15 protein-coding genes are annotated in these 19,402 nt (G+C 74.4%); 2 read left to right on the top strand and 13 right to left on the bottom strand.

Going from position 1 to position 19,402, the window contains the following annotated elements; translation table 11 throughout:
* Positions 1–56: 56 nt before the first annotated feature.
* The 13 genes from ACZ4MO_RS16690 to ACZ4MO_RS16750 all read right to left on the bottom strand — a co-directional run bounded on the left by ACZ4MO_RS16690 (position 57) and on the right by ACZ4MO_RS16750 (position 16,232).
* On the bottom strand, positions 57–1,949 hold the full coding sequence (locus ACZ4MO_RS16690; protein WP_175010051.1) for an ABC transporter transmembrane domain-containing protein: 1,893 nt from the start codon (positions 1,947–1,949) through the stop codon (positions 57–59).
* Positions 1,946–4,024: an ABC transporter ATP-binding protein gene (locus tag ACZ4MO_RS16695; protein WP_499279256.1), complete on the bottom strand. Its 2,079-nt coding sequence runs from the start codon at positions 4,022–4,024 to the stop codon at positions 1,946–1,948. The genes ACZ4MO_RS16690 and ACZ4MO_RS16695 overlap by 4 nt, the downstream gene beginning before the upstream one ends.
* 81 nt (positions 4,025–4,105) lie before the next feature.
* On the bottom strand, positions 4,106–4,876 hold the full coding sequence (gene hisF / locus ACZ4MO_RS16700) for an imidazole glycerol phosphate synthase subunit HisF (RefSeq protein ID WP_175010052.1): 771 nt from the start codon (positions 4,874–4,876) through the stop codon (positions 4,106–4,108).
* Positions 4,873–5,964: an FKBP-type peptidyl-prolyl cis-trans isomerase gene (locus ACZ4MO_RS16705; protein WP_255437395.1), complete on the bottom strand. Its 1,092-nt coding sequence runs from the start codon at positions 5,962–5,964 to the stop codon at positions 4,873–4,875. Before ACZ4MO_RS16705 ends, hisF begins: the two co-directional genes overlap by 4 nt.
* A 13-nt stretch (positions 5,965–5,977) precedes the next feature.
* Positions 5,978–7,339, bottom strand: coding sequence for a Pup--protein ligase (gene pafA / locus ACZ4MO_RS16710; protein WP_074806769.1), 1,362 nt, complete (start codon positions 7,337–7,339; stop codon positions 5,978–5,980).
* 6 nt (positions 7,340–7,345) lie between these two features.
* A complete protein-coding gene (gene prcA / locus ACZ4MO_RS16715; RefSeq protein WP_499279289.1) occupies positions 7,346–8,137 on the bottom strand; it encodes a proteasome subunit alpha in 792 nt (263 codons plus the stop codon).
* Between the two features lie 2 nt (positions 8,138–8,139).
* Positions 8,140–9,063: a proteasome subunit beta gene (gene prcB, locus ACZ4MO_RS16720; RefSeq protein WP_083385061.1), complete on the bottom strand. Its 924-nt coding sequence runs from the start codon at positions 9,061–9,063 to the stop codon at positions 8,140–8,142.
* Between the two features lie 19 nt (positions 9,064–9,082).
* Positions 9,083–9,283: a ubiquitin-like protein Pup gene (locus ACZ4MO_RS16725; protein ID WP_021479766.1), complete on the bottom strand. Its 201-nt coding sequence runs from the start codon at positions 9,281–9,283 to the stop codon at positions 9,083–9,085.
* A gap of 150 nt (positions 9,284–9,433) precedes the next feature.
* A complete protein-coding gene (gene dop, locus ACZ4MO_RS16730; protein WP_499279259.1) occupies positions 9,434–11,089 on the bottom strand; it encodes a depupylase/deamidase Dop in 1,656 nt (551 codons plus the stop codon).
* A 67-nt stretch (positions 11,090–11,156) separates the two neighbouring features.
* On the bottom strand, positions 11,157–12,815 hold the full coding sequence (gene arc / locus ACZ4MO_RS16735) for a proteasome ATPase (RefSeq protein WP_074806775.1): 1,659 nt from the start codon (positions 12,813–12,815) through the stop codon (positions 11,157–11,159).
* A gap of 182 nt (positions 12,816–12,997) precedes the next feature.
* Positions 12,998–14,035 (bottom strand): tRNA (adenine-N1)-methyltransferase, encoded by a 1,038-nt coding sequence (locus ACZ4MO_RS16740; RefSeq protein ID WP_255437397.1) that lies wholly within the window; start codon positions 14,033–14,035, stop codon positions 12,998–13,000.
* Positions 14,036–14,235: 200 nt separating this feature from the next.
* Complete coding sequence (locus ACZ4MO_RS16745) at positions 14,236–15,414, bottom strand: site-2 protease family protein (RefSeq protein ID WP_175010056.1); 1,179 nt, start codon at positions 15,412–15,414, stop codon at positions 14,236–14,238.
* Positions 15,415–15,485: 71 nt separating this feature from the next.
* A complete protein-coding gene (locus ACZ4MO_RS16750; protein ID WP_499279261.1) occupies positions 15,486–16,232 on the bottom strand; it encodes an HAD family hydrolase in 747 nt (248 codons plus the stop codon).
* A gap of 305 nt (positions 16,233–16,537) precedes the next feature.
* Between ACZ4MO_RS16750 and ACZ4MO_RS16755 the strand changes: the two genes are divergently transcribed.
* The gene (locus ACZ4MO_RS16755) at positions 16,538–18,460 is read left to right on the top strand and encodes an alpha/beta hydrolase domain-containing protein (RefSeq protein WP_175009775.1); all 1,923 of its coding nucleotides are present in this window, start codon (positions 16,538–16,540) and stop codon (positions 18,458–18,460) included.
* A 63-nt stretch (positions 18,461–18,523) separates the two neighbouring features.
* Positions 18,524–19,390 carry a PAC2 family protein gene (locus ACZ4MO_RS16760; RefSeq protein WP_175009776.1) on the top strand — a complete coding sequence of 289 codons (867 nt, stop codon included), beginning with the start codon at positions 18,524–18,526 and terminating at the stop codon, positions 19,388–19,390.
* The last annotated feature ends 12 nt before the right edge of the window (positions 19,391–19,402 follow it).

Here is a 19,402-nt window from a genome sequence, read left to right on the forward strand (position 1 = left end):
CGCCGGTCCCCCGTCTCGCCCGACCGGGCGTGACGTCGGTCGCCCGGCCCGGACGGTCAGCGGGTCTGGGAGACCCAGGCGTCGTGCATGCGGGCGTAGACCCCGCCCGCGCGGGCGAGGTCGTCGTGGTGACCCACCTCGACGACGTGGCCGGCGTCGACGACGACGACGAGGTCGGCCGCCTCGGCCGTGGAGAGGCGGTGCGCGATCGTCAGGGTCGACCGGCCCGCGGTGAGCGACGCGAGCGCCCGCGCGATCCGGACCTCCGTCGCCGGGTCGACGGCGGACGTCGCCTCGTCGAGGACCAGCAGGTCCGCCTCGGCCAGGTACGCCCGCACGAGCGCGACGAGCTGCCGCTCGCCCGCGGAGAGGGACTCGCCTCGCTGCCCGACCGAGGAGTCGAGCCCGTCCGGGAGGTCCGCGACCCAGTCGGTGAGGCCGAGCCGCTCGACGGCCGCCTCGATCCGGGCGCGACGCGCGGCCGCCGGCTCCTCCTCGGCCGCACCGCGGAGCCCGTAGGCGACGTTGTCGGCGAGCGTCCCGTCGAAGAGGAAGCCCTCCTGCGGCACGAGCACGACGCGCTCGCGCAGGGACGCGACCGACAGGTCTCGCAGGTCGGTGCCGTCCAGGAGGACGCGTCCGCCCGTCGGGTCCATGAGCCGCGTGACGAGCTTCGCGATCGTCGTCTTGCCCGAGCCGGTCGCGCCGACGACGGCGACCGACGCACGCGCCGGCAGGTCGAGGTCGACGCCGTGCAGCACCTCGGGCCCGTCGGGGTAGGCGAACCGGACGTCCTCGAGACGCACGTGGGCCGGGCCGCGTGGGCTGCGCACGCCGTCGGCGCCCTTGTCGGTGACCTCGACCGGCGTCTCCAGGACGGCGAGGACGCGGCGCCAGCCCGCCACCGCGTTCTGCAGCTCGTTGAGGATCTCCGTCGCCATCTGGACCGGCCCGGTGAAGAGCTGGACGAGGAACAGGAAGGCGAGGAGCTGGCCCACCGAGATGTCGCCCGCCACACCGAGCAGCGAGCCGACGACCACGACGACCGCGAGCACGAGGTTCGCGACGAGCACGCCGCTCGAGAAGACGACGGCGACCAGCTTCTGCGCCCGGACCATCGCGCGCCGGGTCGCGTCGACCGCGGCGTCGACCCGACGCGCCGTCCGTGCCCCGGCGCCGTACGCGCGGATGGTCTCCGCACCGACGACGGACTCCGAGATGGCGCCGAGCATCGCGCCGACCCGCGCGCGGACCTGGGTGTACGCGTCGTTGACCCGCGCCTGCGCGGGGCGCAGGACGAGGAACAGCGGCACGAAGCACGCCCACACCACGAGCGTGAGCTGCCACGAGTACACCGCCATGAGCACCGTCGCGACGCCGATCTGGAGCACCGAGACGAGCAGCATGATGCCGCCCCACTGCACGAACAGCGAGATCGTGTCGACGTCGCTCGTGACGCGCGAGACGAGCGACCCCCGTCGCTCGGAGTTCTGCGTGAGGACCGACAGGTCGTGCACGTGGCGGAACGCGCGCACGCGCAGCGCGGCGAGGCCGGCCTCGGTCGACCGGAACAGGCGCACGTTGACGAGCGCCGAGCACAGCCCCGCGAGGACGAGGATCCCGGCGGCGACGCTGACGAGCACCGCGACACGCGTGGTGTCCGGACCGCCGTCGGCGAGCACGCCCGTGTCGATGGTCTGCTGCACGGTCACGGGTACGACGACCCGGCCCAGCGCGGCGGCGACGGCGAGTCCGAGGGTCACCCAGATGCCGGTGAGGATCTGCGGCGACACCTGCACGCCGCGACGCAGCGTCGCGAGGACGCCCAGGGAGCTCGCCGAGGCGATGCGCGCGTCGCCGGTGCGGACGTCCGCGGCACCGCCGTCGACGGCGGCACCCGCGGCCCGGCGGGGCGCCCGCCCGGGTCGGGTGGTGGTGGTCCGGGTCATTCCTCCAGCGCCCCCGTCTCGACGTGCCGCACGACGTCGTCCTCCTCCGTCTCCTCCTGCCGCACGAGGTCGTCCTCGCGGCGGCCGTCACGGACCTGCTCGTCCTCGCCTGCGTCGCGGACGGAGTCGTCCGTGGCGTCGGCGCGCTCGTGCTCGCGGCGCTCCGCCTCGCGCGCGTACGCGGTCGCGAGCTCGCGGTACCCGGGGTCGCGAGCGAGCAGCTCGTCGTGCGTGCCGACGTCCACCACCCGCCCGGACTCCACGTGCACGACGACGTCCGCGAGCGCGACGCTCGACATGCGGTAGGCGACCATGACGACCGTCGGGCGGTCGTCGCCGCCCCGCGCGACGCCCGCGAGGATCTCCTGCTCGACCCGCGGGTCGACGGCCGAGGTCGCGTCGTCGAGGACGAGCAGGCGCGGCCGCCGGACGAGCGCCCGCGCGATCGCGAGACGCTGGCGCTGGCCGCCGGACAGGTTGGCCCCCCGCTCCCCGAGCGGGGCGTCGAGACCCTCCGGGAGCCGCTCGACGACGTCGTCCACGCGCGCGAGGCGCAGGGCCGCCCAGACCTCCGCGTCGTCCGGGCCGGGGTCGCCCTCGTCGACGAGCGTGACGTTGGCGCGCACCGTGTCCTCGAACAGGAAGGCCTGCTGCACGACGAGGGCGACCTGCGTCGTGAGGTCCGCCTCGCGCACGTCGCGCACGTCGGTGCCGTCGAGGAGCACGCGCCCGCGCGTCGGGTCCGAGAGCCGCGCGAGGAGCGAGACGAGCGTCGTCTTGCCGGCACCCGTCGGGCCGACGACGGCGACGGTCGTCCCCGGCGCGACGGTCAGGTCCACGCCGTCGAGCAGCGTGAGCTCGCGGCCGCCCGCCCGGACGTCGACCCCGACGCCCTCGAGCCGCACGCCCAGCCCGGCACCGGACCCGGTCAGGGCCGTGGTCCCGGGGCGCAGCACGCCGCCCGCGTCGACGACGCGGCTGATGCGCTCGTACCCGACGAGCGCGCGCGGGAGCTCGCCGAGGACCCAGCCGAACGCGCGGACCGGCACGGCCATCACGGTCAGCAGGTACGCGGCGGTGATGATGTCGCCCGGCGCGACGTCGCCCGCGGTGAGGCGCACCGTCCCCACGCCGAGGACGAGGAGCGTGCCGAGCGACGGCAGGAGCTCGATGACGGGGTCGAAGAACGCCCGCACGACGCCGACCCGCACGTTCGCGGCGCGCAGCTCGTCGGTGCGCTCGGCGAAGCGGCGCTCCTCGCGGTCCGCGGTGCCGAGCGACGTGACGAGGAGCGCGGCCTCGAAGCTCTCGTGCGCGACGTCCGAGACCTCGGCGCGCAGCTGCTGCGCCCGCGTGATGGCCGGCGACATGTAGCGCTGGAACACGATGTTCACGGCGACGGCGACGGGGATGACGACGAGCGCCGCGCACGCGAGCCAGACGTCCACCCGGAAGAGCATCACCGCGGCGACGCCGATCATGACGACGACGCCCAGCGCGAACGGCAGCGGGTTGAAGACGCCCGTCGCCGCCTCGACGTCGGAGTTCGCGTTCGACAGCAGCTGTCCGGCCGGGTGCGAGCGGTGCCACGACATCGGCAGGCGCAGGTACTGGCGGGTCACCGCGGTGCGGTGGCGCGCCTGCAGCGCGGCGTACCCGTTGCCCGCGAAGATGCGCCGCGCGGCGACGCTCACCGCGAGCGAGAGCGCGATGCCGGCCAGCACGAGGCCCGCGACCCAGATGCGGCTCCGTGCGGCCGCGTCGCCCGCGAGCGCGGGCACCACGACCTCGTCGGTGACCCTGCCGACCGCGCTGCTCACGGCGACGGTCAGCGCGCCGAACAGCGCGGAGGACCCGATCGCCAGCACGTACGTGCGCGGCTCGTCGCGGATGCCGCGCCCCATGAGCGCGAGCGAGCGGCGGACGCGGGAGCCGGTGAGGGCGTGCGGGCGCCGGACCGACGGCTCGGCGGGGAGCCGGTCGCGGGGCTGGTCGTGCCGGGCGGCGGTGGCCGGCGGGTCGGTCGGGGCGGGCGGGGCGTCGGCGCCGGTGGGGCGCGTCCTGCTGCCGGGCACGGGACGGTCCTCGTCTTTCGTTCAGGGGGTGGCCCGATCCTCTCACGGGCTCCCGACACCGCCGCCGGGCGTCCGCGCCGGTCAGCGCACCTGCACGCCCTGCGCCCGCATCGCGTCCTTCACCTGGCCGACGGTGAGGGCGCCGAAGTGGAAGACGCTCGCGGCGAGCACCGCGTCCGCCCCGGCGCGCGCCGCCGCCACGAAGTGCTCGGGCGTGCCCGCGCCGCCGCTCGCGACGAGGGGCACGCGCACCTCCGAGCGCACCGCGGCGAGCATCTCGAGGTCGAAGCCGGCGGTGGTGCCGTCCGCGTCCATCGAGTTGAGCAGGATCTCCCCCGCGCCCAGCCCCGCGGCGCGAGACGCCCACTCCACGGCGTCGATCCCCGTGCCGCGCCGCCCGCCGTGGGTCGTCACCTCGTAGCCGGACTCCGTCCGCACGTCGCCGGTCGTGCGGCGCGCGTCCACCGAGAGCACGAGCACCTGGCTCCCGAAGCGGTCGGCGATCTCCGCGATGAGCTCCGGGCGGGCGATCGCCGCCGTGTTCACGCCGACCTTGTCCGCGCCCGCGCGCAGGAGGCGGTCCACGTCGTCCGCCGAACGGACCCCGCCACCGACCGTGAGCGGGACGAAGACCTGCTCGGCGGTGCGGCGCACGACGTCGTACGTCGTCTCCCGGTTGCCGGACGACGCGGAGACGTCGAGGAACGTCAGCTCGTCCGCACCCTCCGTGTCGTAGCGGGCGGCGAGCTCGACGGGGTCGCCCGCGTCCCGCAGGTTCTCGAAGTTCACGCCCTTGACGACGCGTCCCGCGTCGACGTCGAGGCACGGGATCACGCGGATCGCGACGGTCATGGGGACTCTCCTCGGTCGGCCGGCGCTGCGCCGGTCGTGTCGGTGCCGGTCGTGTCGGTGCCGGTCGTGTCGGTGCCGGTCGTGTCGGTGCCGGTCGTGTCGTCGGCCGTGTCGGTGCCGCCCGGGCTCTCGGGCGCGCTCTCCTCGGTCACGGGGAACTGGGCGTCGAGGATGTCGACGACGTAGACGAGCGTCTCGCCCGCCAGCGGGTTGGCGGTCGCGCCGTAGGCGAGGTCGGGCGGCACGACGAGGAGCACCTGGCTCCCCACCGACTGCTCGAGGAGCCCCTGCTCCCAGCCCTCGATGACCTCGCCGATGCCGATCATCACCGACAGGGGCGCGGTCCCCTCCGTCCACGTCGAGTCGAAGACCTCGCCGTCGGACCAGCGCACGCCCGTGTACCGGACGGTGACCACCTGACCGACCTCGACCTGACGGCCGTCGCCGCGGACGAGCGGCTGCACGACGAGGCCCGCGGGCGCCGCGGCCTCCGACGGGACGGCGACGCTCGGCGCGCCCTCCGCGTCGAGCGTGACGGTGGGCAGCCCGTCGATCGGCTCGACCGCCTCCCCGGACGCGCGCGTCGGCAGGACGTCGACGACCAGGGCGACGGGGACGCCGTCGTCCACCTCGAGGCGCAGGAGGCGCGCCCCCACGCGCTGCCCGCGCAGGAGGTCTCGCAGCTCGCGGCCGACCGACTCGTCGGTCAGGGTGCGCCAGCGCGGCGCGTCCGTGTACGTGTTCTGCAGGACGGTGCCGTCGCGCAGGTCCTCCGCGTAGAGGTTGAGCAGCAGCGGCCCGCCGTCCACGAGCTCGGCCCCGGCGCCCGGCCACACCACCTCCGACGACGCGTCCGGCACGTCGAGCGGGGCGCGGTACTCGAGCGCCGGGGGCGCGCCGGACGATCCGGCGACCGTGAGGTCGGTGTTGAGCGGCGTCTCCGTCGCGTCCTCGGGCTCCGTGCACGCACCGAGCACGACGGCGGCGAGGAACGCCACGAGCAGCACGAGCACTGCCCGGGACGCGGGCGCACGACGAGCGCGCCGGACGCCCGGAGGGCGCCCGGCCGCGAGGGCCAGGTTCGTCACATCACGTCCTGCATCACATCGACTCGATGAGGCGCTCCACGCGCTCGTCGACGTTCCGGAACGGGTCCTTGCACAGCACGGTGCGCTGCGCCTGGTCGTTGAGCTTGAGGTGCACCCAGTCCACCGTGTAGTCGCGGCGGGCCTCCTGGGCGGCGCGCACGAAGTCGCCGCGCAGCTTGGCTCGCGTGGTCTGCGGCGGCACGGCCGTCGACTCGAACACCTCGAGGTCCGTGGTGACCCGCTCGACCATGCCGCGCGCCGCGAGCAGGTTGTACAGCCCCTCGGTGCGCGAGATGTCGTGGTAGGCGAGGTCGAGGCGCGCGATCCGCGGGTCGTCGAGCTCGAGACCGTGCTTCGCCTGGTAGCGCTGGATCAGGCGGTACTTGATGACCCAGTCCAGCTCGCGGTCGACGAGCGAGAGGTCGCCCGTCTCGAGGGCGCGCAGCCCGCGCTCCCACAGGTCGAGCACCTGCTTGACGACCGGCGTCGGCGAGACGTCCTGCTCGACGAACTCGCGCACCCGCTGGAGGTACTCCCCCTGGAGGTCGATCGCGGTGACCGTCCGGCCGCTCGCCAGCTGGACAGGGTGCTTGCCCGTCATGTCGTGGCTGATCTCGCGGATCGACCGGATGGGGTTCTCGAGCGCCAGGTCCCGCATCGGGACCCCCGCCTCCACCATCCGCAGGATGAGGTCGGTCGAGCCGACCTTGAGCATGGTCGTCGTCTCCGCCATCGAGGAGTCGCCGACGATCACGTGCAGGCGGCGGTAGCTCTCGGCGTCGGCGTGCGGCTCGTCGCGCGTGTTGATGATCGGGCGCGACCTGGTCGTCGCGCTCGACACCGCCTCCCAGATGTGGTCGGCGCGCTGGGACAGGCAGTACACGGCGCCGCGAGGCGTCGCGAGGACCTTGCCGGCGCCCGTGAGGACCTGGCGCGTGATGAGGAACGGCACGAGGACGTCCGACAGGCGCGCGAAGTCGCCCTGTCGTCGCACGAGGTAGTTCTCGTGGCAGCCGTACGAGTTGCCCGCCGAGTCGGTGTTGTTCTTGAACAGGTGGATCCGGCCCGGCAGGCCCTCGTGCTCGAGCCGCTGCTGCGCGTCCGCGACGAGGCCCTCGAGGATCCGCTCGCCGCCGCGGTCGTACGCGACGAGCTGGCGGACGTCGTCGCACTCGGCCGTCGCGTACTCGGGGTGCGAGCCGACGTCGAGGTACAGCCGGGAGCCGTTGCGCAGGAACACGTTCGACGAGCGGCCCCAGGCGACCACCTTGCGGAACAGGTACCGGGCGACCTCGTCCGCCGAGAGCCCGCGCCCGTCGTCGGACGCGCACGTCACGCCGTACTCGGTCTCCAGCCCGAAGATCCTGCGGTCCATGCGGCGCTACCCCTCGTCCGTCGGGCCGGCGCCCGTCGCGTCGCCGGGCGCACCCTCGGCGGGCCCGTCCGTGGCGCTCGCCGCGTCGTCTCCGTCAGCATCAGCATCAGCATCAGCGAGGAGGCCCTCGAGGACGGCGCCCGTGAGCCGGCGGAACGCACGCCGGGGTCGCGTGCGGTCGAGGACGGCCACCTCGAGCTGCGCGGCCGGGATGGTGCGCGTCTCGTCCCCGTCGCCGCCGGACGCGAGCGCGTGCACCGCCAGGCGCAGCACCTCGGCGAGGCCGAGACCGGGCCGCCACGCGTCCTCGAGGACCCGGCCGAGCTGGTCGGCCTGGCCGCCCATGACGACCACGCCCTGCTCGTCGGCGACCGAGCCGTCGTAGGAGATCCGGTAGAGCTGGTCCTGCTCCGCCGTGCGACCGACCTCCGCGACGACGAGCTCGACCTCGAGCGGCTTCGACTCCGTGGTGAACACCGTGCCGAGCGTCTGGGCGTACGCGTTCGCCAGGCCGCGCGCGTTGACGTCCGTCCGGTCGTAGGAGTAGCCGCGCAGGTCTGCGTACCGCACCCCGGCGACGCGCAGGTTCTCGAACTCGTTGTACTTGCCCACCGCGGCGAACGCGATGCGGTCGTAGATCTCCGAGATCTTGTGCAGCGCGCGCGACGGGTTCTCCGTCGCGAAGGCGATGCCGTCCTCGTACGCGAGGACCACGACGGACCGGCCGCGCGCGATGCCCTTGCGCGCGAAGTCCGCCCGGTCCTTCATCAGCTGCTCGGGCGAGACGTAGAAGGGCATGTTCACGCGTCGTCACCTCCGGTCGGGTGGTCCTGCGGGAGGTCGTGCGGGACGGCCTCGGCGTTCGTCACCGGGGGACGGCCGCGCTCCACGCCCGCCCCGGAGCGCTCCGCCACGATCTGCTCGACGACCGCCGCGAGCTCGTCGTCGGGCACGCGCTCGTAACCGTCGGCCGTCACGACGGCGACCACCGGCCAGATCCGGCGGACCGGGTCCGGGCCGCCCGTGGCCGAGTCGTCGTCCGCCGCGTCGTAGAGCGCCTCGACCGCGACGCGCACGGAGGCCGCCCGGTCGAGGCCCGTCCGCCACAGCTTCTTCAGGGAGCCGCGCGCGAAGACCGAGCCCGACCCCACCGAGTGGTACGCCCGCTCCTCGTACCGGCCGCCCGTGACGTCGTACGAGAAGATCCGGCCGGCGCCGCGATCGAGGTCGAACCCCGCGAAGAGGGGCACGACCGCGAGGCCCTGCATGGCGAGGCCGAGGTTCTGCCGGATCATCGTCGACAGGCGGTTGGCCTTGCCGTCGAGCGAGAGCAGCGCGCCCTCGATCTTCTCGTAGTGCTCGAGCTCGAGCTGGAACAGCCGCACGAGCTCGACGGCGATGCCCGCCGTCCCGGCGATGCCCACGGCCGAGTACTCGTCGGCCGGGAAGACCTTCTCGATCTCGCGGTTCGCGATCATCGAGCCCATCGTCGCGCGACGGTCCCCCGCCATGACGACGCCCGCGCCCACGCCCTCGGCGCCGAACGTCAGCGCCACGATCGTGGTGGCGTGCGGCGCGTCGGGCATCGTGCCGGACGCCGCGTGCCCGGCCGTGCGGTGCGACGGCAGCAGGTCGGGGGCGTGCCCGGACAGGAAGTCCAGGAAGGACGACGACCCGGGGGTCGTGAACGCGTCGGGCAGGCGCCCGGGCTGGTCCGTGCTCATCGGGTTGCCGTCACCCTTCCTACTCGCCGCCCTTCTGCACGAAGCCCCGGACGAAGGACTCCGCGTTCGTCTCCAGGACCTCGTCGATCTCCTCGAGGAGCGCGTCCACCTCCGCGTCGCGCGACTGCGCCTGCGGGGCGACCGGGGTCGCCGGGGCCTCGGGCTCGTCGTCAGGACGCCGGTCCTCGTGCGACGCGTGCGTGCGTTCGGTACCCGCCATGGCTGCCTCCTCGTCCGTCGGCCGGCCTCGCGCCGACGCTCTGTCCGTTCCAACCCCGTCCGGGCTCGCGCCCTTCCCGGCCCTGCTCGCACGCGGCGCCCGTTCCACGGAGGGCGGGCGCCGTCGTGCGTCCAGCCTAGTCGCCGCCGGTCACGACGGGCCCGCGAGACCCGCCAGCAGCGCGGCCGCGTCCGGGCTCGCGTCGAGGAGCGCGCCGATGTGGGCGCGCGTCCCGCGCAGCGGGTCCATCATCGGGACGCGCTGGAGCGAGGGCGCGCCCGGCACGTCGAAGATCACGGAGTCCCAGCTCGCCGCGGAGACCTGGTCGCCGTAGCGCGCCATGACCTCGCCGCGGAAGAACGCGCGCGTGTCCTCGGGCGCGTGGTGCACCGCCGCGCCGACCTCGCGCTCGGTGACCACCCGGTCCACGGCGTCCGCGGCGAGCAGACGGTGGTAGATGCCGCGCTCGGGCCGCACGTCCGACCACTGGAGGTCCATCGCCGCGAGGCGCGAGTGGCCCCAGTCGAGACCGTCGCGCTCCCGCAGGCGGTCGAGGAGCCGCAGCTTGGCGACCCACTCGACGTCGCGCACGCACGCGTCGCGGTCGGTCGCGAGGCGGTCGAGCACCGAGCGCCACCGCGCGAGCACGTCGCGCGTCGGGGCGTCGACCCCGTCCGGCCCGGCGAGGCGCTCGGCCGCGTCGACCGCCACCTCCAGGTACTCGCGCTGGATCTCGAGCGCCGTCAGCTCGCGCCCGTCCGCGAGCGCGAGGCGCCGCGTCAGCTCGAGGTCGCGGCTCACGCGCTGGACGTCCGCGACCGGGTCCGCGAGGCGCAGCCCGGACAGGCGGGCGCGCACGTCCTGCCCGAGCTCCTCCAGGTGCTCGACGACGAAGAGCACGAGCGACGTCGTGCCCGTCTTGAGGTACGTCGCCGTCTCGAACATGTTCGCGTCGCCGATGATGAGGTGCAGGCGGCGCCAGCGCTGCCGGTCCGCGTGCGGCTCGTCGCGCGTGTTGACGATGGGCCGGCGCAGCGTCGTCTCCAGGCCGACCTCCGCCTCGACGTAGTCCGCGCGCTGGGAGATCTGGAACCCGTGCTCCTCGCCCGCCGGGCCGAGGCCCACGCGCCCCGAGCCGGCGAACACCTGCCGGGTCACGAGGAACGGCGTGAGCATCTCGACGAGGACGCCGAACGGCACCTCGCGGTCGACGAGGAAGTTCTCGTGGGTGCCGTAGCTCGCGCCCTTGCCGTCCACGTTGTTCTTGTAGAGCACGACGCCGCCGCCCGGCACCTGGGCCAGCTCGCGCGACGCGGCGAGCATGACCCGCTCCCCCGCCACGTCCCAGCACACGACGTCGTGCGGCACCGTGACCTCGGGCGAGGAGTACTCGGGGTGCGCGTGGTCGACGTAGAGCCGGGCGCCGTTCGTGAGGATGACGTTCGCCGCGCTCGGGTCGTCGTACTCCTCCGTGGTCGGGCGCGCGACCTCCTGCAGCGAGGCCTCGGCGGCGCCGCCCTCTGCGGCCCGCCCGACCGGCCCCGACGGCGCGGGCCGCGACGGGTCGTCCGTGAGGAGGGACGGGTGCGCCGACGCGCGCGGCACGTGGAACCCTCGTGCGTCCTGCAGCGGGTCCTCGTCGTCGTAGTCCCAGCGCGCCCGGCCCCGGGCGCCGTCGCTGCGCGCGGCGAGCGCCCGGTAGGTGGTGACGACCTGGCTCGACATCAGCATCGGGTTCGCCATCGGCTTGCCCGGCTGCAGGACGCCGTACTCCGTCTCGATCCCCATGACCCGTCGTACGCTCACGCGCTCACCCTATGTCGGCCGCCCGACGCCGCGCCGCGCTGTCCACGGGCGTGCCGACCGCGCCCCGCTACAGGTACTGGCCGGTGTTCGTGACCGTGTCGATGGTGCGCGGCGAGCCGCCCTCGCCCTTCTTCTGGACGATCGTGCGGATGAAGACGATGCGCTCGCCCTTCTTCCCGCTGATCCGCGCCCAGTCGTCCGGGTTGGTGGTGTTCGGCAGGTCCTCGTTCTCCTTGAACTCGTCGACGCACGCGGCGAGGAGGTGGTCGACGCGGATGCCGCGCTGCCCCGTGGCGAGGAGGTCCTTGATCGCGGACTTCTTCGCCCGGTCCACGACGTTCTGGATCATCGCGCCCGAGTTGAAGTCCTTGAAGTACAAGATCTCCTTGTCGCCGCTCGCGTAGGTGACCTCGAGGAACTGGTTCTCCTCCTCCTCGGAGTACATGCGCTCCACGACCGAGCGGATCATCGCGTCGAGGGCCGCACGCTGGTTCCCGCCGTGCTCGGCGAGGTCGGCCGCATGGATCGGCAGGTCCTCCGTGAGGTACTTGGCGAAGATCTCCTTCGCGCCCTCGGCGTCGGGCCGCTCGATCTTGATCTTCACGTCGAGGCGCCCCGGCCGCAGGATCGCGGGGTCGATCATGTCCTCGCGGTTCGACGCCCCGATGACGATGACGTTGTCCAGCCGCTCGACGCCGTCGATCTCGGCGAGGAGCTGCGGGACGATCGTCGTCTCGACGTCGGACGACAGACCCGTGCCGCGGGTGCGGAACAACGACTCCATCTCGTCGAAGAAGACGACGACGGGCGTCCCCTGGGAGGCCTTCTCCCGCGCGCGGGCGAAGATCAGCCGGATGTGCCGCTCCGTCTCGCCCACGTACTTGTTGAGCAGCTCGGGGCCCTTGACGTTGAGGAAGTAGCTGCGGGCGGCGCCCGAGCCGTCCGCGACCTGCTCGCCCCGCGCCCGCGCCACGGTGTGCGCGAGCGAGTTGGCGACGGCCTTGGCGATGAGCGTCTTGCCGCACCCGGGCGGCCCGTACAGCAGCACGCCCTTGGGCGGGTGCAGTCCGTGCTCGCGGAAGAGGTCGGGGTGCGTGAAGGGCAGCTCGACGGCGTCGCGGATCTGCTCGATCTGCGGGCCGAGGCCGCCGATGTCCTCGTACTCGATGTCCGGGACCTCTTCGAGGACGAGCTCCTCGACCTCGGACTTCGGGATGACCTCGAACACGAAGCCGCTGCGTGTGTCGATCGTGAGCGAGTCCCCGACGCGGAGCGCCGTGCGCGCGACCGAGCCGGCGAGCCGCACGACCCGCTCCTCGTCGGCGCGACCGACGACGAGCACGCGCTCGGCGTCGAGGATCTCCTTGACCGTGACGATCTCGCCCGTGCGCTCGTAGCCGCCCGCGGCGACGACGGTCATCGCCTCGTTGAGCTTGACCTCCTGGCCCGGGCGCAGCCGCTGGACGTCGAGGCTGGGGCTCGCGCCGACGTGCATCTTGCGCCCCGCCGCGGAGACGTCGACCGACCCGTCCGGGTGCGCGGCGAGGAACACCGCGTACGTCCCCGGTGGCTTGGCGAGGTCGTCGATCTGCCGCTTGAGGTCGAGGATCTGGTCCCGGGCCGCGCGCAGCGCCTCCGCGAGCCGCTCGTTCTTCGCGGAGAGCAGCGCGAGCTCGCGCGCGCCGCTCTGCGGGGCCTCGTCGCTACGGCCGAATGTCTCGCTCATCGGGTGTCCCTCTCGCCGCCGGCTCGCCCGACCACGGGGGTGGACGGCGGACGACGGGCCACGCGAGGCGCCCGTGCCGACCATCGTCCGGCGGTCGGGTGTAGACCTTAGGCACAAGTCTGGCCCGTGCACACGGACGACACCCAGGGTGAGACGGCGGCGTCCCGATCGTTACCGGACCGTCACGCGCCCGACACGTCGGGCGCCTCGCCGGCCTCGTCCCCGACCTGCTGCACGCCGTGCTCCGCGACGCCGTCCACGTCCGGCCCGGCGCCCGGGCCGGACGCCTGCTCGGGGCCCTGGCCGACGTCGCGCCGCACGCGCCGGATCTTCTTCTCGGAGACCGGTCGCTCGCCCAGCTCCTCGGGCGACCACTGCTCGGCGTCGGTCGGGTACGCGCCCTTGGCGGGGCGCCGCTTGCGCTCGGGCGGCGCGACGCCGTCCGCGAGGCGCCGTGCGGTGAGCAGGAACCCGGTGTGCCCGATCATGCGGTGCTGCGGCCGCACGGCGAGGCCCTCGAGGTGCCAGCCGCGCACCATCGACTCCCACGCGACGGGCTCCGCGTAGCGGCCGTCGGCACGCAGGTCCTCGGCGAGGCGCGAGAGCTGGGTCGTCGTGGCGACGTAGCAGACGAGGACGCCGCCGGGCACGAGCGCGCGGGCGACGACGTCGAGGTTCTCCCAGGGCGCGAGCATGTCGAGCACGACGCGGTCCACCGTGCCGTCCTCGGCGACCGTCGGGAGCACGTCGGCGAGGTCGCCGACGGACAGCGTCCAGGCCGGGTGCGCACCGCCGAAGAACGTCTCGACGTTGCCCCGGGCGATGGCGGCGAAGTCCTCGCGCCGCTCGATCGAGTGCAGCTCGCCCGCGTCGCCGACGGCGCGCAGGAGCGACATCGTCAGCGCGCCGGAGCCCACGCCCGCCTCGACGACGCGTGCGCCCGGGAAGATGTCCGCCATCGCGACGATCTGGCCGGCGTCCTTCGGGTAGACGACCGCGGCGCCGCGGGGCATCGAGAGCACGTAGTCCGCGAGGAGCGGGCGCATCGCGAGGTACTCGATCTCGGCGGTGTTGCGCACGACGCTGCCCTCGGGGCGGCCGATGAGGTCGTCGTGCCGCAGGTAGCCCTTGTGCGTGTGGAACGTCGCACCCGGCGCGAGCGTGATGGTGTGCAGACGCCCGCGCGGGTCCGTGAGCTGGACCTTGTCCCCCACGCGCAGCGGGCCGCGGCGCTCGTCCGCGCCCGTCGCGCCGGGGCGGTCGGACGCGCCGCGCGCGGGGGCGGCTGCGCCGTCCCCACCGGGCTGCGGGGTCGGGTGGCCGGGCGTGGTGGCGGGCTCGGAGGTCACGGGCGACCATCCTACGGGCCGTCCGCCCCGCGCCCGACGCCGGTCGGTCGCGCGCGCGGACGACCCGGCGGTCACCGCCCGCGCCGGGCGTCGCGCAGCGCGGCGACGACCTGGGCGACCTCGAGCGCGCCGACGACGCGGCCGCCGTCGGTCACGACGACGACCGCCGCGTCCCGCCCGACGCGCGAGAGCTCGGCGAGCATGTCCTGCCCCTCGCGGTGAGCGTCGATCGTCGCGTCACCGGGCAGGGGCACGGCGACGGCGCCGACCGGGGTCGTCTCGGCGGCGTCGGGCGGCACCGCCGCGGCCGCGGCCGGGTCCACGTACCCGAGGGGCCGACCGGCCCCGTCCACGAGCACGGCGACCACGTGCGGTCCGCCCGCGAGCGCCACCGCGCGCCCGACCGCTCCGACCGTCGCCGTGGACGGCACCGCGACCGCGGGCCGCGCCAGGGTGCGGACGGTGAGCCCGGACACGGCCTCCCGGGTGCGGCCGACGGAGATGGCCTGCCCCGCGCCGCTCCACAGGAACGCCCCGATGAGCGCCGCCCACGCGACGGTCCACAGGTCCGGCCGCCCGCCGTAGGACAGCGGCCACACGAGCGCCCACGCGACGACCCCGACGGCGACAGCGCGCCCGACCCAGCCGGCCGCGACCGTCCCCTTCGTCCGCGACCCGGTCGCGGCCCACACGGCGGACTCGAGGATCTGGCCGCCGTCGAGCGGGAGGCCAGGGAGGAGGTTGAAGAAGCCCACGAAGGCGTTGGAGAACGCGCCCGCGTACAGCAGGAGGGCAGGCACGGAGAAGGTCGGCTGCGCCTGGAACGTCACCCAGAACACGACCGCGAGCGCCAGGTTGGTCAGCGGGCCGACGACCGAGATGAGGAAGCCGTCGAGCGGGCGCGCCGACGTCCCGGAGTACGCCGTGTGGCCGCCCCAGAGCGTCACCGCGAGCTCGGTCACGTGCTGGCCTCGGGCGCGCGCGACGAGCGCGTGCGCGACCTCGTGCAGGAAGACGGACGCGAACAGCAGCAGCACGAACGCGAACGACACGAGGTAGATCTCGGGGCCGAGGTGCGGGGCGAGCCGCTGCACCGTCGGCGCGAACAGGACCGTGAGGATCGCCGCGGCGAGGAACCAGGACGGTGTGAGGATCACCGGTGCGCCGACGACCCGGCCGATCACCCAGCCCTTCGTGCGCGGGCCTGCCGGTGCGGGCGTGCGGGGTGCTCGAGGTTCGGGTCCGTCCACCCTGGAAGCCTATGCGCTCGGCGGGCACGGCCCGACGCCGTCGGGCGGCGGTCGGCACGGACAGGGGCCCCTCAGGCGGCGTCGTCCTCCATGAGGTCGACGGCGTCGCCCGCGACGAGCCGCGACAAAAGCGCGACGTCGACGAGCTCGAGCGACGGCGTCCGGCTCAGGCCGGGCGCCGGGAGGACCGGGACGACCGCCTCGACCCCCAGCGTCGCGGCCCCCGCGGCGCGGGCCGAGGCGATGCCCGCGGGCGAGTCCTCGATCGCGACGCAGCGCGTGACGTCGACCCCGAGGCGCTGCGCCGCGAGGAGGTAGGGCTCCGGGTCGGGCTTGCCGCGCTCGACCTCGTCGCCGCAGACCAGCACCTGGAACGCGTCGCGTGGCGCCATCTCGGCGACCGGCTGGGCGAGCTCGCGGTAGGACATCGTGACGAGCGCGCACGGCACGCCCGCCTCGCGCAGCGCCGTGAGGAGCTCGCGCGCGCCGGGCTGCCACGGCACCTCGACGCGCACCTGCTCGATCACGCGCCCGATGAGGAACGCGACGATCTCGTCGACCGGCAGGTCGACGCCGCCGCGCTCGCGCAGGATGCGGGCCGACTCGCGCAGCGGGTTCCCGACGAGCGACATCGCGTCGTCGTGCGTCCACGTGCCGCCGTGCGCGGCGACGAGCTCGTGCTCCGCCGCGATCCAGTAGGGCTCGGTGTCGACGAGCGTCCCGTCCATGTCCCACAGGACCGCCTCGGGCAGCGCGGGGACCTCGGGACGGTCAGCAGAGCGCTGACCTGCGGAAGTGCTGTCGGAACGAGAAGGCAAAGCGGTCTCCATCACTGGTCGTGCGTCGAACCCTGCACCGTCGACCCTAACCGCACGGCGGTGCCGCCGGGCCGCGCCGCAGGTCGGGGAGGACGTGCCCGTCGGGGCCCGTGCCAGTCCGTCCCGCTCAGGAACGCCACGGCTCCCGACGCGGTTCGCTCTCCCGCCTCTGGGCGGGTGCCGGTGCGCAACACCGGCTTCTGGCGACCCTGCTCCCGAACTCATACGCCGGTCGACAGAAGCGTGAGGCTTCCCTAGGCTGCTGAGCGCCCGCCACCGCCGTCGGGCCCGACGAAGGAGTCGCCATGTCCGCACCCCCCGTCCGCCGCCCGCTCGCGCTCACCCTCACCGGGGTGCTCCTGCTCGCCGGGACAGCGCTCCCCGCGAGCGCCGCCGTCCCCGACCCCGTGGTGACCGGACCGGTGCCCGCGACGACGGCGCCCGGCGACCCCGCGCACGGGTACCCCTTCCTCGCGACGGACGACGACCTCGCCGCGCACGGCTACGTCGAGGAGGAGTTCTTCGTCGAGGGCGAGGCGACCCGCTACCAGGCGGACGGCGTCACGGACGCGACGGTCCTCAGCACCGGGCACGCGTTCCGCACGCGCGTCGTGGTGCGCCGGCCCGTCGACCCCGCGACGTTCAACGGCACGGTGATCGCCGAGTGGTACAACGTCTCGAACCAGTGGGACCAGGAGGTCGACTGGTTCCAGACGCACGAGCACCTCGTGCGCGAGGGCTACGCATGGGTCGGGGTGTCGGCGCAGCGCGCGGGCGTGCACTCCCCCACCGGCCTGCGGGCCTGGAGCCCGGAGCGCTACGGCACGCTCGACCTCACCGACGGCGGCACCGTGACCGACGACACCCTCTCGTGGGACGTCTTCAGCCAGGCCGTGGCTGCGGTGCGGGACCCCGCGGGCACGGCGCCGCTCGGGCCGCTCGAGGCGGATCGCGTCGTCGCGACCGGGCACTCGCAGTCGGCGGGGCGGCTGTGGTCCTACGTGAACTCCGTCGACCCGCTCGCGGGGGTGGTCGACGCCGTCGTGCTGCACGGCGGGGGCGGCCTGCTGCGCGACGACCTCGAGACGCCGGTGTTCAAGATCAACAGCGAGACGGACGTCGCGATCGACCTCCTCGGGGCCGCGCAGCGCCAGCCGGACACCGACCTGCGGCGCACGTGGGAGGTCGCGGGCGCGTCGCACGGCGACTGGAAGCTCATCACCGACTACGGGCGGCTGCGGATCCGCGACATCGGCTCCGCGCCCGGTGGTTACCCCGGGACGCCGAAGACCTGCGAGGAGCCGTCCGGCTCCCGGGTACCTCAGCACCTCGTCCAGGCGTCGGTGTACGACCACGTGGCCGCGTGGGTCGCGGACGGGACGGCCCCGCCGTCGGCGGCGCCCATCACGCTGACCGACCAGACGCCGCGCCAGGTGGTGCGTGACGAGCGCGGCCTGGGCCTGGGCGGCGTCCGGCTCGCGCAGCAGGACGTCCCGACGCGGATCAACTCCGGCGCCAACGCGGGCCCGGGCTTCTGCTTCCTCGACGGCGGCTCCCGCCCGGTGGACGACGCCACCCTCGCGGCCTGGTACCCGGACGCCGAGGAGTACCGCGACGCCGTCGTCGCGTCGACCAGCGCCGCGGTCGAGGCGGGCTTCGTGGGTACCGACGTCGCGGCCGACCCCTCCTGGTACACCGACGTCGTCGACCTCGTCGACGAGCGCGTCACAGCGGGCACGGTCGCACCGGAGGTCGGGGCGCAGGTCCAGGACCGCATGCGGCACGCGCTGGAGGCCGCGGACCGGCGTGACTGGGACGCGGCGCAGATCCAGGTCCGGGAGGCGCTGTCCCTCGGCTCCACGGCGGTCGAGGACGCCGGCGCCGCGGCGAGCGTCGTGCGGTCGACCACGGCCGTGCTCGGCGTCCTCGCGCTGTCAGCCGCCCACGACGGCCCCGACGTCTCCGCGACCGCCGTCCCCCGGTGCCTGGCCGGGCGGGCTTACGTCGCGGTCCGCGCGACGAACGACGGCACGGCCCCCGTCGACGTCACGCTGAGCACGCCGTTCGGCGAGCGCACCGTGGCAGGCGTCGCACCCGGCGCGTCCGCGTACCAGTCGTTCTCGGCGCGCTCGGCTGCGCTCGACGCGGGGAGCGCGCGGGTGACGGCCACGGGAGACGGGCGTTCGTCGTCGGACGACGTCGCCTACCCGGCGCTGGACTGCGGCTGAGGCGGCTACGCCGGGCGCGAACCCGCCCCGACGTCGTCGGGCCCGGCCGCATAGGCTGGGGTGATGACCGAGAACGCGACCGAGGGCACCCGCCAGACCGTGATGATCGCGGCGTTCGAGGGCTGGAACGACGCCGGGAGCGCCGCCACGGCCGCCCTGCAGCACCTGCACGAGGTGTGGGGCGCCGAGGACGTCGACGAGCTGGACCCGGAGGAGTACCACGACTTCCAGGTGAACCGCCCGGTCGTCACGACGGACGACGACGGGCGCCGCGAGATCACGTGGCCCACGACGACGATCGCGTCGGCGGTCCTCTCGCCGACGGGTCGGCGCGTGGTGCTCGTGCACGGCATCGAGCCGTCCATGCGCTGGCGCCGGTACTGCCGCGAGCTGCTCGACATCGCGGAGGAGCACGGCGTGCGCACGGTCGTCACCCTCGGGGCGCTGCTCGCCGACGTGCCGCACACGCGGCCGATCCCCATGACGGCGACGTCGGAGAGCGTGGGCCTGCAGGCCGTGCTCGACGTCGAGCCGAGCACGTACGAGGGCCCGACGGGCATCGTCGGCGTGCTCCAGCACGCCGCGGCGGAGCGAGGGATGCAGTCGGTGTCGCTCTGGGCGGCCGTGCCGCACTACGTGGCGCACCCGCCGTCGCCCAAGGCGACGCTCGCGATCCTCGCGCGCATCGAGGAGCTGCTGTCCGAGCCGATCCCGCTGGGCGACCTGCCGGAGGACGCCGAGGCGTGGCAGCACGGCGTCGACGAGCTCGCGGCGGAGGACGCGGAGATCGCGGAGTACGTCCAGCAGCTCGAGGAGGCGAAGGACACGGCGGAGCTGCCCGAGGCGAGCGGCGAGGCCATCGCGCGCGAGTTCGAGCGCTACCTGCGCCGCCGCGACCGGGGCAACCCGGGCAAGGGCCCGACGGTCTGACGCACGCGCCGC

It is taken from the genome of Sphaerisporangium cinnabarinum (genome assembly GCF_055567015.1).